This window comes from Mycobacteriales bacterium (genome assembly GCA_035533475.1).
In the GTDB taxonomy this organism is placed as follows: Bacteria; Actinomycetota; Actinomycetes; order DATLTS01; family DATLTS01; genus DATLTS01.
The window spans coordinates 16,051-29,999 of the sequence record DATLTS010000045.1 but is presented as its reverse complement, the minus strand read 5'-3'; the positions used below and the strand labels follow the sequence as shown (position 1 = coordinate 29,999).

The following is a 13,949-nucleotide window of genomic DNA, read 5'->3' as shown; positions in this document are numbered from 1 at the left end:
GTGCACGGTTCCCAGCCGAGCGCACACCGTGGCGGGCGGCGGCCCGAGCGGTGAGCTCGTCGAACCCAGGTGACTCGGATCCGAGTCCCCAAGACGACGCCGACCTGGTGGTCGCGGCCCGGGCCGGCGACGAGGCCGCCCTCGGCGAGTTGCTCGAGCGCTACAAGCCGCTGGTCCGGGCCCGCTGCCGGCCCTATTTCCTGATCGGCGGCGATCACGAGGACGTCGTGCAGGAGGGGATGATCGGGCTCTACAAGGCCATCCGTGACTTCCAGGTCCAGCTCGGCGCACCGTTTCGGGCATTCGCCGACCTGTGCGTGACCCGCCAGATCGTCACCGCGATCAAAGCCACCAATCGGCACAAGCATGGTCCGCTCAACAGCTACGTGTCGCTGCACCGGCCGGTCTGGCCGGACGGCGGCGACGACCGCTCGCTGGCCGACATCCTGCCCGCGTCCGATATCGACCCGGCCGAGCTTCTGGTCCCGGCGGAGCGCCTGCACGCGCTGCGGGCACACCTCGACACCTCCTTGTCGGAGATGGAGGTCGCCGTGCTCGAGCTGTTCATCGAAGGGAAGAGCTACCGAGAGATCGCCGTCGAATTGCGGCGGCACGTCAAGTCCATCGACAACGCCCTGCAACGGATCAAGCGCAAGCTCGACGCCCACCTGCGGGCCCAGGCGCTCGCCGAGGTCGGCTGAACCAGCCGCTCACCACCAACGGGCCTGCCAGTCAGCCGGCTCGAGCGTGGCCGGCTCGACGCCGGCGGCTCGGGCGGCCCCCTCCGCCTCCGCCAGCCGGTCCCGGAACCGGCGGGCCGCCCCGCGCAACGCAGCCTCCGGGTCCACCTCCCGGTCCCGGCAGAAGGCGACGATCGTGAAAAGCAGCTCCCCAGCCGCGTCGACGTCACCGTCGCCCACGAGGCCCGCTGCCGCGCCGACCGCAGCCGCCGGCTCCGGGCTCGCGACGAGCCGCGGCGCCACCAGCTCGGCGGGCACGCCGAGCTGGAGCGCCTTGCGTTGCAACGTGCCGGCGAGGGTGAGCGCGGGCAGCGCGAGCGGCACGCCGTCGGTCACCGAGGTTCGGCCCTTCTCGGCGGCCTTGATCAGATCCCAGTTCGCTGCCACCTCGCGCGCATCGCGAGCCTGCCCGGAGCCGAACACGTGCGGATGGCGGCGGACCAGCTTGGCCACCAGCCCGGCGGCCACGTCATCGATGCCCCACCGCTGCCCGACCGGCGCCTCGGCGGCGATCCGCGAGTGGAACGCGACCTGGAGAAGCACGTCGCCGAGTTCTTCGCGCAGGGCCGCCGGATCGCCATCCTCGATCGCCTGGAACGCCTCGTAGGCCTCTTCGAGCAGATAGGGCCCGAGGCTCTCGTGCGTCTGCTCCGCGTCCCACGGGCACCCGCCGGGGGAACGGAGCCGGTCCATCGTCGCGACCACCTCGAGCAGTCCGGCCCCCGGCGTGAGGGCCGCGACGTCGAGCTCCTCGGTGACCAGTCCCGAGACCTCGAGCGGATCGTCGCGGCCGCCGAGCCAGGCGACCGTGCCGCCGACGTCCAGCCGGGCGGAGATCGTCGACGGATCGTCGACCACCTCGACGGCGATACCCGCCGCCTCGAGCGGCGCCCGTTGCGGGTGGTCGGCGGAGGCGACCAGCGCCGGCGCGTTGCGCAGCAGCGCCCACGCCTGCCAGGGCAGCAGACCCGCCGGCAGTCGGTCGCTTCCGACGAGGCGGACGACCCGGGTCAGGACGGCGTCGCCGACGGGGTCGAGGTCGTCGGCACCGGCGGGTCGACGTTGAGCCGCGCGTTGTTCCAGGTGCCGTAACGCGGGTTGACGCTGATCCGCAGGCTCGCCCCTTCGGCTACCAGCGCGGTCTGGAACAGCTGGGTCCGGTTGTTCGCCAGCAGCTGACCCTTCAACGCGGGCGTCGCCTGGGCCAGCGTCTGGGACACGGTGCGGGCGATGACGTGGATGACGTGCCAGCCGAACTGCGAGTGGACCTCCACGAAGCTGCCGACCGGCGCCGTCTCGACGGCGGCGGCGAACGGCGCCACGTACGACGAGGGGGACGCGGTGCCGAGGTCGCCGCCCTTTTTCGCGTCCGCCGCGTCCGTGGAGTACTGCGCGGCCAGCGCCGCGAACTTCGCCGGATCGGCCTTGACCTCGGCGAGGATCCGGTCGGCGAGCGCGCGACTAGCGACCAGGATGTGCGCGACGTGCGCCTGCACGTACTGGCCGATGTTCTGCTGGTACAGGGCGGCGATCTTCGACGGATCGACGGGGACTGCGGCCACCAACTTGTTGCCGATCGCACCCTCGAGCGTGATCGAGCGCAGGACCGAGGCGAGTTGCCCAGCCGGGATTCCGCCGGCCGCGTAGAAGGTCCGCAGGTCGGTTTGCGCCTGCTGGTGCACCTGAGCGCTGAGCTGAACGGTCTGCTGCTCGATGTCGCCAGCCGACACGTTGACCCCGTACTTCGCGGCCAGCTCATCGATGATCTTCTGGGTGATGATCCGGCTGAGCTCGACCCGGTTGGCGGCCGGGCGGCCGCCGACCTGGGAGCTGAACTGGCTGTTCGCGAGTGCCGCCGTCACCGTCGTGGACAGCGAATCGTCGCTGATCGCGGAACCGCCGACGACCGCCGCCGCACCCGGGTTGGTCTGGCACCCGGAGAGCAGGGCAGCGCCGGCCAGCACGCCGGCGGCTAGCAGGCCGCCGGTGCCGAGGCGGGATGACATCACAGGGGTCCTTCCGTTCCGGTGCTCGCGCTGATCGGGGCAGGCGGCCCACTCACGGCGCCGAGCAGATCCCGGCACCATTGGAGCAACTCAGTGTCGCGGAGTGGCGTTCCGCCGATCCGCGCGGTCGCCGGCTTCGGCACGAGGATGGTCCGGGCCGGTGCCTTGACGACGGATCGAGGGTACAGCCGGGCCAGACGCAGGCTCTGCGAGTCGGCCAGTTCGAGAGGTCCGAAGCGGATGTAGCCGCCCTGGACCGCTACCTCGGTCAGCCGGTAGCGACGGGCGTGCACCCGGAAGCCGGCGACCGCGAGCAGGTTCTCCACCGGCGCCGGCAACGGCCCGTACCGGTCGGCAAGCTCGGCGCGGACCTCGTCGAGCCCGGCTTCGTCGGTCACCGAGGCAATCCGGCGGTAAGCCTCGAGGCGCAACCGCTCCCCCGGGATGTACTCGTGCGGCAGGTGCGCGTCGACCGGGAGCTCGACCTTGACGTCGGTCGGCTCGATCGCCGGATCCCCCCGGAACTCGGCGACCGCCTCGCCCACCAGCCGCACGTAGAGGTCGAAGCCGACCGCCGCGATTTGCCCGGACTGCTCGCCGCCGAGCAGGTTGCCCGCCCCGCGGATCTCCAGGTCCTTCATGGCCACAGCCATCCCGGAGCCCAGATCGCTGTTCTGGGCGATGGTGACCAGCCGATCGTGTGCGGTCTCGGTCAGCGGGCGTTCCGGCGGGTAGAGGAAGTACGCGTACGCGCGTTCCCGACCGCGCCCGACCCGGCCGCGCAACTGGTGCAGTTGGGAGAGGCCCAGCACGTCGGCCCGTTCCACGACCAGGGTGTTGGCGTTCGCGATGTCGAGCCCGCTCTCGACGATGGTCGTGCAGACCAGGACGTCGTAGGCCTTCTCCCAGAAGTCGACCATGACCCGCTCGAGCGCGTCCTCGTTCATCTGCCCGTGCGCCGCTGCGATCCGCGCCTCCGGTACCAGTGCGGCCAGCCGGGCGGTCGCCTTGTCGATGGACTCGACCCGGTTGTGCACGTAGAAGACCTGGCCATCGCGGAGCAGCTCGCGGCGAATCGCCGCGGTGATCTGACGTTCGTCGTACGGCCCGACGAAGGTGAGGACCGGGTGCCGCTCCTCCGGCGGCGTCTGGATGGTGGACATCTCACGGATCCCGGTGATCGCCATCTCGAGGGTCCGCGGGATCGGGGTCGCGGACATGGCGAGCACGTCCACGCTGGTCCTGAGCTGTTTGAGGTACTCCTTGTGTTCGACCCCGAAGCGCTGTTCCTCGTCGACGACGACGAGCCCGAGATCCTTGAACCGGGTCTGCGCCGAAAGCAACCGGTGCGTGCCGATCACGAGGTCAACGGTTCCGTCGGCGAGTCCGTCCAGCGCGGCCTGCTGCTCGCGCGGGCTGTTGAACCGGCTGACGACGCGCACTTCGACCGGGAAGTTGGCGAACCGTTCGGAGAATGTCGAGTAGTGCTGCTGGGCCAGCAGCGTGGTCGGGACCAGCACCGCCACCTGCTTGCCGTCCATCACGGCCTTGAACGCAGCCCGCACGGCAATCTCCGTCTTGCCGTACCCGACGTCGCCGCAGATCACCCGGTCCATCGGGTGTGCGGCCTCCATGTCGGCCTTCACCTCCTCGATCGTGCGCAGTTGGTCCGGGGTCTCGACGTAGGGGAAGGCATCCTCGACCTCGCGCTGCCACGGGGTGTCCGGTGCGAAGGCGTGACCGGGCGCCGCCATCCGCGCCGAGTACAGCCGGATCAACTCGGCCGCGATCTCCCGGACCGCCTTGCGGGCCCGCCCCTTGGCCTTCGCCCAGTCGCTGCCGCCGAGCCGGTGCAGGCTCGGCTGCTCGCCACCGACGTAACGGGTGATCTGTTCGAGCGCATCGGTCGGGACGAAGAGGCGATCGCCCTTGGCGTATTCGAGGATCAGGTACTCGCGGGTCGCCCCCGTCACCGTGCGCTGAACCATCTCGACGTAGCGGCCGACCCCGTGCTGCTCGTGGACGACATAGTCCCCAGGACGCAGGCTCAGCGGATCGACGAGACCGCGGCGGCGGCTCGGCAGCTTGCGCATGTCTTTCGTGCTGGCGCGCTGGCCAGCGAGGTCGGTTTCGGTGAGGACGGCAACCCGGGCCGCTTCGAGCAGGAAACCGGAGCCGAGGCAGCCGGTCGTTACGTGCGCCACCGACGCTTCCGGCAGCGCGCCGAGGTCGGGGGTCAGCCGGGCGCCGATCCCTTCGGCACGCAGCAGCTCGGTGAGCCGCTCGGCCGGCCCGTGACCTTCGGTGACGAGCACGACCGACCAGCGGTCGGCCAGCCAGCCCTTGATGTCGGCGACCGCGCGGGCCGTGTCGCCACGGTAGGCCTCCGCCGCGCGCGCGCGGATCGGCCGCGAATCGCCGTCGAGCTCCGCGTCAACGGTGAACGGGCTGATCGTCCACCAGGGCAGGCCCAGTTCCAGGGCATCGGCCCGAACCTCGGCGAGATCCCGGTAGGCCGCGGAACCGAGATCGATCGGCGCCGCCCCCCCGGAGCCGGCGACCGCCCATGACGCGTCGAGGAACTCCTCGCTGGTCCGGACCAGCTCAGCGGCCCGGGTCCGGATCCGCTCCGGATCACACAGCACCAGCTGGGCGCCGGCGGGCAGCTCGTCGACGAGCAGGGCCATCCGTCCGGCCAGCACCGGGGCGAGCGCCTCCATACCCTCGACGGCAATCCCCTCGCCGATCTGCCCGAGCACGTCGGACAGACCCGGATGCTCGGCGACGAGCGCCCGCGCCCGGCTGCGGACCGCCTCGGTGAGTAGCAGCTCGCGGCACGGTGGTGCCCACAGACCCCCGTCCGCGATCTCGAGACTGCGCTGGTCGGTGACCTTGAAGAACCGGACCTCCTCCACCCGGTCCCCCCAGAACTCGACGCGCAGGGGGTGTTCCTCGGTCGGCGGAAAGACGTCGATCAGCCCGCCGCGGACGGCGAACTCCCCCCGCCGCTCGACCATGTCCACCCGCAGGTAGGCGGCGGCGCTGAGCCGGCCGACGATCTCGGCCAGGTCGGCCTCGTCGCCGGTCCGCAGCGCCACCGGCTCGAGATCGCCGAGACCGGCCACCTGGGGCTGGAGCAGGCTGCGCACCGGCGCTACCACGACAGCGACCCGCCCCCGGGCGGGGTCGTCCGGGCTCGGATGGGCAAGCCGGCGAAGCACCGCGAGGCGGCGCCCGACGGTGTCCGCCCGCGGGGACAGTCGTTCGTGCGGGAGGGTCTCCCAGGCCGGGAACTCGACGACACTCTCGGGCGGGAGCAGCGACTGTAGGGCGAGCGCGAGATCGGCCGCCTCGCGGTCGGTGGCGGTGACGGCCAGCACGGTCCGCCCGGTGCGGGCGGCGAGCGCGGCCACGACCAGGGGACGCAGCGCCGGCGGGGCGGCGAGGTCGAGGAGTTGCGTGGTGCCTACCGCCGCCAACGCCGAGGCGAGCGCCTCGTCGGCCGCGACGACGTCGACAAGTCCGGCGAGGCCCATAGGGGGTCCAGGGTACGGCGCGAGCTCGCCCGCCCGGACCGCGGGAGGGCGGGGGTCAGACTTCGGGCGTTGCGGCGTTGAAGATGTTCTGCGCCGGTTCGAGACCAAGCGTGACGATGGCCTCGACCGCGTCCGCCGCGCGGTCCACCTGCACCGGCAGGTCACGGCGCTCGGCGACGCTGAAATCCTTCAGCACGTAGTCGGCTGGGTCCATCTGACCGGGCGGTCGACCGATCCCGAGCCGGACCCGGCAGTACTCCCGGCTGCCCAGCGCCCGGGACAGCGATCGCAACCCGTTGTGGCCGTTCTCGCCGCCGCCCAGCTTGAGCCGCAGCCGGCCGAATTCCAGGTCCAGCTCGTCGTGGATGGCGACTATCCGCTCCAGCGGTGCCTTGTAGAAATCGCGCAACGCCGCGACCGGGCCGCCGGACTCATTCATGTAGGACTTGGGCTTTGCGAGCACCACCCGCTGGCCGCCGATCCGGGTCTCCACGACGTCGGCGCGCCCACGGTGCGCTTTGAACCGGTCGCCCACCCGCGTCGCGAGCAGGTCGGCCACCATGAATCCGACGTTGTGCCGGTTCGCGACGTACCGGGGCCCCGGATTGCCCAGGCCGACGAGCAGCCACAGATCCGCGCCGGGCGCGGCCACTGGTCGGACTCAGCCGGCGGCCGGTTGGGACGCGCCGTCCCCCGGCTCGGCAGCCTCGCCGCCTTCGCCCTCGGCGGCCGGGCTGACGGCCTCCGCGATCGGGCCGGCAGCTTCGGCTTCGGCGCCGGCAAGTTCGGCTTCGAAGGCGGCTGCGGACTGCGCGGCGAGAATGTGGACCACGATGGCGTCCGCGTCGGTCTGCAACTCCACGCCGGACGGCAGCGCGACGTCGCCCGCGCGGATCGCGCCGCCGATCTGAAGTCCGGAAATGTCCACGTCGAGGTGCTGCGGGATGCTCGTCGCCTCGGCGAGCACGGTGAGGGTGGTCTGCTGCTGGTCGATCAGTCCGTCGGGCACGACGTCGCCGAGGACACTGACCGCGACGTCGACGGATACCTTCTCCCCGCTGCGGACGAGGATCAGATCCACGTGCTCGACGTCCCCGCGCAGCGGATCCCGCTGGATGGCCTTGGCCAGCGCGAGCTCCGTGCCGCCATCGAGGTCGAGCCGGAGCAGCACGTTCGCGCCGGCGTCCGTCTTCAGCGCGTGTGCGAAATCGCGGGCCGGCAGGGACAGGTGGCGAGGGGCGGTGCCGTGACCGTAGAGGACGGCCGGCACCCGGCCGGACCGGCGGGTACGCCTCGCGCCGCCCTTGCCGAATTCGGTGCGCGCTTCGGCGGCGATACGGACCTCGGACACGGCGCTGCTCTCCTCGTTGGATGGGGGACGGTCAGTCTAGACGCAGGGCGCTACCGGGCGGCTCAGGCGTTGCCGTCGAAGAGGCTGGTCACCGAGCCATCGCCGAAGACCTCGCCGATCGCCCGCCCGATCAGGGGGGCGATCGATAGGACGGTGAGCTTGTCGAAACGCTGCTCGTCGCCGATCGGGAGGGTGTTGGTCACGACCACCTCGCCGATCTGGGAGTTCTTCAGCCGATCGACGGCCGGCCCGGACAGGACCCCGTGGGTGGCGGCGGCGACCACGTCCTCGGCGCCGTTGGCGATCAGCGCCTCAGCGGATTTGGTGATCGTCCCAGCGGTGTCGATCATGTCGTCGACGACGATGCAGATCCGGTTCTGGACCTCGCCGACCACCTCGAACATCTTGACCTCGTTCGGCACGTTCGGGTCGCGCCGCTTGTGGATGATCGCCAACGGACAGCCCAGCCGGTCGGTCCAGCGCTCGGCGACCCGGACCCGACCGGCATCGGGGGCGACGATGGTGACCCGCGACGTGTCGAGCTTGTTCTCGAGGTACTCGGCCAGCAGCGGCAGCGCGAACAGGTGGTCGACCGGTCCGTCGAAGAAGCCCTGGGATTGCGACGTGTGCAGATCGACGACCATCAGCCGGTCGGCGCCGGCGGTCTTGAACAGGTCGGCCACGAGCCGCGCCGAGATCGGTTCCCGGCCGCGATGCTTCTTGTCCTGCCGGGCGTAGGGGTAGAACGGGGCGACCACGGTGATGCGCTTGGCGGAGGCGCGTTTGAGCGCGTCGACCATGATCAGCTGCTCCATCAGCCACTTGTTGATCGGCGCGGTGTGGCTTTGCACGACGAAGGCGTCGCAGCCGCGCACGGACTCGTCGAATCGAACGTAGATCTCGCCGTTTGCGAAGTCGTAGAGCTGGGTCGGTGTCGGGTCCACCCCGAGATGCGTCGCGACCTCGACGGCCAGTTCCGGGTAACCCCGCCCGGAGAAGAGCATCAGGGTCTTCACCCCGGTCGTCTTGTAGCCGCTCACGCGTCCGCCCCCTCGTCACTTGGCGGCGCCACGTCGCCGTCCCCGTCATCATCCGCCACAGCGGGCGCGTCCACAGCCGCCCCGCCCCGTGCGCGCCCGACCCATCCCTCGATATTCCGCTGCCGTGCCCGGGCCACCGCCAGCGCGCCCGGCGGCACATCCCCGGTGATGACCGAGCCGGCGGCCGTGTAGGCCCCGTCGCCGATCCGCACCGGCGCCACGAGCATGCTGTCCGACCCGACCCGGACGTCGTCACCGACCTCGGTGCGATGCTTGCGCTGCCCGTCGTAGTTGACGAAGACCGTCGCCGCGCCGATGTTGGTCCGGTCGCCGATCGTCGCGTCCCCGACATAGGACAGGTGCGGGACCTTCGAGTTCTCGCCGATCGTCGAAGCCTTGACCTCGACGAATCCGCCGGCCTTGGCGGCTCGGCCGAGCCGGGTGCCCGGGCGGAGATACGTGTAGGGGCCGACGCTCGCATCCGGGCCGATCTCGGCCCCGTTGCACGTCGCGTTCGCCACGGTCGCGCCGGCGCCGACCACCGTGTCGGTCAACGTGCAATTCGGCCCGACCACCGCGCCGGACTCGATCCGGGTCGTGCCGTGCAACTGGGTGTTCTGGTGGATCGTCACGTCCGGGGCGAGGGACACGCCGACACCCAGCCACGTGGTCTGCGGATCCGTGACCGTGACCCCTTCGAGCATCCACCGCTCGAGCAGGCGGTCACGCATCGTCCGGCGGGCGACGGCGAGCTGGAGCTGGTCGTTGATGCCGAGGATCTCGCGATGGTCACCGACGTCGACGGTCTCGACTGGCCGACCGGCGTCCACGAGCATCCCGACGGCGTCGGTGAGGTATTCCTCCCCCTGCGCGTTGTCCCGGCCGAGTTCGCCGAGCAGGGCCCGGAGTGACTCGGCGTCGAACGCGTAGATCGAGGTGGCAACCTCGTCCAGCCGGCGGGTGGCGTCGTTCGCGTCGCGCTCCTCGACGATGCGCTCGAGGTCGCCTCCCGGCCCGCGGACGATGCGGCCGTAACCGGTCGGGTCCGGCAGCCGGGCGGTGAGCACGGTCGCCGCCGCCGCCCGCTCCGCATGGTGGGTGGCCAGCCGGCGCAGGCTGGCTCCGGTCAGCAGCGGGGTGTCCGCCGGTACGACGATCACCGGACCGACGAGATCCGGGACCGCCGCCAGGGCCATCCGCGCGGCCTGACCCGTGCCCTGCTGCGGCTCCTGGGACACCGGCACCGCCTGCGGGGCGACCTCACCGAGGTGGGCCACGACCGCATCCCGGTCGCGTCCCACCACGACAAGCGTCCGCGCGGCCCCGGTTTCGGCGACGGCGGCGAGGACGTGGCCGAGCAGGGTCCGCCCACACATCCGGTGCAGAACCTTCGCGGTCCGCGACTTCATCCGGGTGCCCTGACCGGCCGCGAGCACGATCACGGCGGCCGGTCGGGGGTCGGTCACTGTGAGGCTCCTCGCGACATCGCGGGGGACGGCGGTTTCCCGAGCCTAACGGGGAGACAGCCGCTCGGCGGCGCTGCACCGATCCGGTTGCTCCCGGGCCAGGATTCGAACCTGGATCTGAAGCCTCCAAAGGGCCCCGTCATGCCGTTAGACCACCCGGGATCGCCGAAGGATCTTCGCACCGTCCGGCAAACCTCGTCACCCGGCCGCCGTTGGCGCTCAGCGACGAGCCCCCCGCCATCAGGGACCTACGGTGGCGTAGGTTACGGTGGCGTAGCCAACCGGCCCACGATGTGAGGAAACCGATGACTCCACCCCCGGGCGGTCTGGGCACGGCCCTGGCCGCCCCACCCGCAGCCCGACCCGCCGAACAGTTGCCGACGGCGTCCCCGATCCAGTTCCGGCCGGGGACCATGCGCCGGGCCCGGATCGAGCAGGTGATCCTCGGCCTGTTCATCGCGATCCCGCTCGCCGCCGTCGTCGCGGCCATCCCCCTCGCCTGGGGCTGGGGGGTCGACTGGCACGCGCTGGTCATCGGGCTCGTCATGTACGCCATCAGCGGGCACGGCGTGACCGTCGGATTCCACCGCTACTTCACGCATGGCTCGTTCAAGGCGAAGAGAGCCTTGCGGGTCGGCCTGGCGATCGCCGGCAGCCTCGCGATCGAGGGACCGGTGATCCGTTGGGTTGCCGACCACCGGCGCCACCACGCGTTCAGTGACCGCGACGGTGACCCGCACTCGCCTTGGCGTTACGGGACGAGTGTCCCCGCGCTGACCAAGGGGCTCCTGCACGCCCACATCGGCTGGCTGTTCGACGTCGAGCAGACCAACCAGGACCGGTTCGCTCCCGACCTGATCGCCGACCGGGACATCCGGCGGGTGTCCCGGGCCTTCCCCCAGCTGGCCGGGGTCAGCCTGCTCGTGCCGCCGCTGATCGGTGGCCTGTGGTCGCTGTCCTGGCAGGGTGCGCTCACCGCGTTCTTCTGGGGCAGCCTAGTCCGGGTCGCCCTGCTGCACCACACGACCTGGTCGATCAACTCCATCTGCCACTGGATCGGGGAACGGCCGTTCAAGAGCCGCGACAAGGCCGGCAACGTGTGGTGGCTCGCCGTCATCTCCATGGGCGAGTCGTGGCACAACTTGCACCATGCCGACCCGACCTGCGCCCGGCACGGCGTTCTGCGCGGGCAGGTCGACAGCAGCGCCAACGTCATCAAGCGCTTCGAGCAGCTCGGGTGGGCCTACGACGTGCGATGGCCGGACCCGGCGCGGCTGGCCGCCCGCCGGGCGACCTGATGAGCCTGGAGGCCGTCCCGGCCGCGAGCCGGCCCGTGCGCCTCGCGCCGCAGGTGGCCCGGGTGCGGATGACCGGCAGCGAGCGCCGCGCGCAATTGCTAGACGTCGGCCGCTCGCTGTTCGCCGAGAAAGGCTTCGACGCCACCTCGATCGAGGAGATCGCGGCTCGCGCGCAGGTCTCGAAACCCGTCGTCTACGAACACTTCGGCGGCAAGGAAGGGCTGTACGAGCTGGTCGTCGAGCGGGAGATGCAGCGACTGCTCGACCGGGTCACCGGCGCGCTGTCCGGCGGACACCCACGGGAGCTGCTCGAGCAGGCCGCGCTGGCGTTGCTTTCCTACGTGGAGTCCGACACCGACGGTTTCCGGATCCTGGTGCGCGACTCTCCGGTGGCCAGTTCCGGCGGCACCTTCGCCAGCCTGATCAGCGACATCGCCACCCAGGTCGAGCACATCCTCGCCCGCGAGTTCAAGGCGCGCGGCTACGACGGCCGGCTGGCTCCGCTCTATGCGCAGGCACTCGTCGGGATGGTCGCGCTCACCGGCCAGTGGTGGCTCGACGCGCGCAAGCCCAAGCGCGACGTGGTCGCCGCGCACCTGGTCAACCTGGCGTGGAACGGACTCGCCCGTCTGGAAGAGCGACCGGCCCTCACGGCGGTCGACGGATAACGCCGCCGCCCGGTGGTCAGGGGCCGGGCTCGGTGGCATGCACCCGAGCGCCAACGACCGGGCCGGCGGCCCGGCGCACCGCTCGGCACACGTCCATTCCGGCGAGCACCGCGGCCAGGTTGATCGCGTCACCGGGGCCTCGGGCCAAGAGGGCGACCGTCGGCCCCGATCCGCAGACGATCGACCCGACCGCCCCCAGTTCCCGCCCGGCGTCGAGCACCCGACGCAGTTGCGGGCGCAGGGCCAGCGCCGCTGGTTGCAGGTCGTTGGCCAGCGCCCGACCGAGGGCCACCGGGTCACCCGCACGCAGCGCCGCCATCACCCCGTCGGGTCGGGCCGGCTCGGGCGCCCGCTCACCCGCCCGCTGCCGGTCGAGCTCCTGATAGACGCCCGGGGTCGACAGGCCGCCGTCAGCCAGCGCGAAGACCCAGTGGTAGTTCCCGCGCCCGAGCACCGGAGACAGCCGTTCGCCACGACCGGTACCGAGCGCGTTGCCGCCGCGCAGCGCGAACGGCACGTCGCTGCCGAGGCCGGCGGCCAGCCGGGCGAGGCTTGCCCGGTCGAGGCCAGCACCCCACAGGGCGTCGCAGGCGACCAGCGCAGCCGCCGCATCCGCCGAGCCGCCGGCCATCCCCCCCGCGACCGGGATGCCCTTGCGGATCGTGATCCGCACGCCGGGTGCCCGACCGGCCAGCGCGGCCACCGCCCGGGCGGCCTGCACCGCCAGGTTCTCGTCACCGCGCGGCACTCCCTCGGCGCCGTCACCGATGACCTCGACGGTCAGCCGGCGGGCCGGCTCCACGAGGATCTCGTCGTAGAGCGAGACCGCCTGGAAGACCGTAGTCAGCTCGTGGAAGCCGTCCGGCCGCAGTTCTCCGACCCCGAGATGCAGATTGACCTTCGCCGGCACGCGGACGGTGACCGGCGCGGACTCGCCGGCCCCCGAGCGCTGGTCGGCGACGTCGTCGGACACGTCATCGATGCTACGGCGGGTCATCGCTGACGGCAGCGAGCCGGACGAACGCCTCGATGCCGAGCGACTCCCCGCGCCGCCCGGGGTCGATCCCGGCGGCGCGGAGGATCCGCTCGGCCCGCACCGGCGAACCGGCCCATCCGGCCAGCGCCGCGCGCAACGTCTTGCGGCGCTGCCCGAACGCCGCGTCGACGAGGGCGAAGACCGCCGTGCGGTCCGGTCCGGGCGGGTCGTGCCGTCGGAAAGCGACCAGCCCCGAGTCGACCCGCGGCGCCGGCCAGAAGACCGTGCGGGCGACCGCACCGGCCCGCCGGGCGTCGGCATACCAGGCGAGCTTGGCCGAGGGGGCACCGTAGACCCGCGAGCCCGGCGGGGCCACTAGCCGGTCCGCCACCTCGGCCTGGACCATCACGAGTCCTCGGCAGAGCGATGGCAGCCGCTCGAGCAGGTGCAGCAGGACCGGCACCGCGACGTTGTAGGGCAGATTGGCGACGAGGGCGGTCGGCGCGGATCCGGCCAATCCGGTCAAGCTCAGCGCATCAGCGGTGATGACCGTGAGCCGGTCCGCCCGGTCCGGGCGGCGTTCGGACACCGTGGCGGCAAGCCCGCCGGCCAGCCGGTCGTCGACCTCTATGGCGATCACCGCCGCAGCCCGGTCGAGCAGTCCGAGGGTCAGCGAGCCAAGGCCCGGCCCGACCTCGACGACGACGTCGTCCGCCCCGATCCCCGAGGTCCGGACGATCCGCCGGACCGTGTTCGGATCGATGACGAAGTTCTGCCCCAGCGCCTTGCTCGGCCGCAGGTCGAGGTCCGCCGCGAGACGGCGGACCTCGACTGGCCGCAACAGCCCCTCAGTCACCGAGGCAGTGTG

12 protein-coding genes and 1 tRNA gene are annotated in these 13,949 nt (G+C 71.6%); 3 read left to right on the top strand and 10 right to left on the bottom strand.

Annotated features, from left to right (window positions below; all coding sequences use genetic code 11):
• Positions 1–50: 50 nt before the first annotated feature.
• The gene (gene sigH, locus VNG13_10685; GenBank protein HVA60983.1) at positions 51–701 is read left to right on the top strand and encodes an RNA polymerase sporulation sigma factor SigH; all 651 of its coding nucleotides are present in this window, start codon (positions 51–53) and stop codon (positions 699–701) included.
• A gap of 9 nt (positions 702–710) precedes the next feature.
• Here the strand turns inward: sigH and VNG13_10680 are convergent, their stop codons facing one another.
• From VNG13_10680 to VNG13_10645, 8 genes are all read right to left on the bottom strand, one after another.
• The gene (locus VNG13_10680; protein ID HVA60982.1) at positions 711–1,598 is read right to left on the bottom strand and encodes a MazG family protein; all 888 of its coding nucleotides are present in this window, start codon (positions 1,596–1,598) and stop codon (positions 711–713) included.
• A 152-nt stretch (positions 1,599–1,750) separates the two neighbouring features.
• Complete coding sequence (locus VNG13_10675; GenBank protein HVA60981.1) at positions 1,751–2,746, bottom strand: peptidylprolyl isomerase; 996 nt, start codon at positions 2,744–2,746, stop codon at positions 1,751–1,753.
• Entirely contained in the window at positions 2,746–6,282 is a 3,537-nt protein-coding gene (mfd, locus tag VNG13_10670; GenBank protein ID HVA60980.1) for a transcription-repair coupling factor, read from the bottom strand. The genes VNG13_10675 and mfd overlap by 1 nt, the downstream gene beginning before the upstream one ends.
• A 55-nt stretch (positions 6,283–6,337) precedes the next feature.
• A complete protein-coding gene (pth, locus tag VNG13_10665) occupies positions 6,338–6,934 on the bottom strand; it encodes an aminoacyl-tRNA hydrolase (GenBank protein HVA60979.1) in 597 nt (198 codons plus the stop codon).
• 9 nt (positions 6,935–6,943) lie between these two features.
• Complete coding sequence (locus VNG13_10660; GenBank protein HVA60978.1) at positions 6,944–7,633, bottom strand: 50S ribosomal protein L25/general stress protein Ctc; 690 nt, start codon at positions 7,631–7,633, stop codon at positions 6,944–6,946.
• Between the two features lie 62 nt (positions 7,634–7,695).
• Complete coding sequence (locus VNG13_10655) at positions 7,696–8,673, bottom strand: ribose-phosphate diphosphokinase (GenBank protein ID HVA60977.1); 978 nt, start codon at positions 8,671–8,673, stop codon at positions 7,696–7,698.
• Positions 8,670–10,139 carry a bifunctional UDP-N-acetylglucosamine diphosphorylase/glucosamine-1-phosphate N-acetyltransferase GlmU gene (glmU, locus tag VNG13_10650; GenBank protein ID HVA60976.1) on the bottom strand — a complete coding sequence of 490 codons (1,470 nt, stop codon included), beginning with the start codon at positions 10,137–10,139 and terminating at the stop codon, positions 8,670–8,672. The genes VNG13_10655 and glmU overlap by 4 nt, the downstream gene beginning before the upstream one ends.
• Before the next feature lie 90 nt (positions 10,140–10,229).
• A tRNA-Gln gene (locus tag VNG13_10645) sits at positions 10,230–10,301 on the bottom strand.
• 143 nt (positions 10,302–10,444) lie between these two features.
• Between VNG13_10645 and VNG13_10640 the strand changes: the two genes are divergently transcribed.
• The gene (locus VNG13_10640) at positions 10,445–11,437 is read left to right on the top strand and encodes a fatty acid desaturase (GenBank protein ID HVA60975.1); all 993 of its coding nucleotides are present in this window, start codon (positions 10,445–10,447) and stop codon (positions 11,435–11,437) included.
• The gene (locus VNG13_10635; GenBank protein ID HVA60974.1) at positions 11,437–12,105 is read left to right on the top strand and encodes a TetR/AcrR family transcriptional regulator; all 669 of its coding nucleotides are present in this window, start codon (positions 11,437–11,439) and stop codon (positions 12,103–12,105) included. The genes VNG13_10640 and VNG13_10635 overlap by 1 nt, the downstream gene beginning before the upstream one ends.
• Positions 12,106–12,121: 16 nt before the next feature.
• On the opposite strand, the gene VNG13_10630 is transcribed toward VNG13_10635, so the two are convergent.
• Both VNG13_10630 and rsmA read right to left on the bottom strand, forming a co-directional pair.
• Complete coding sequence (locus VNG13_10630; protein ID HVA60973.1) at positions 12,122–13,102, bottom strand: 4-(cytidine 5'-diphospho)-2-C-methyl-D-erythritol kinase; 981 nt, start codon at positions 13,100–13,102, stop codon at positions 12,122–12,124.
• A complete protein-coding gene (gene rsmA, locus VNG13_10625) occupies positions 13,089–13,937 on the bottom strand; it encodes a 16S rRNA (adenine(1518)-N(6)/adenine(1519)-N(6))-dimethyltransferase RsmA (GenBank protein HVA60972.1) in 849 nt (282 codons plus the stop codon). Before rsmA ends, VNG13_10630 begins: the two co-directional genes overlap by 14 nt.
• Between the last annotated feature and the right edge of the window lie 12 nt (positions 13,938–13,949).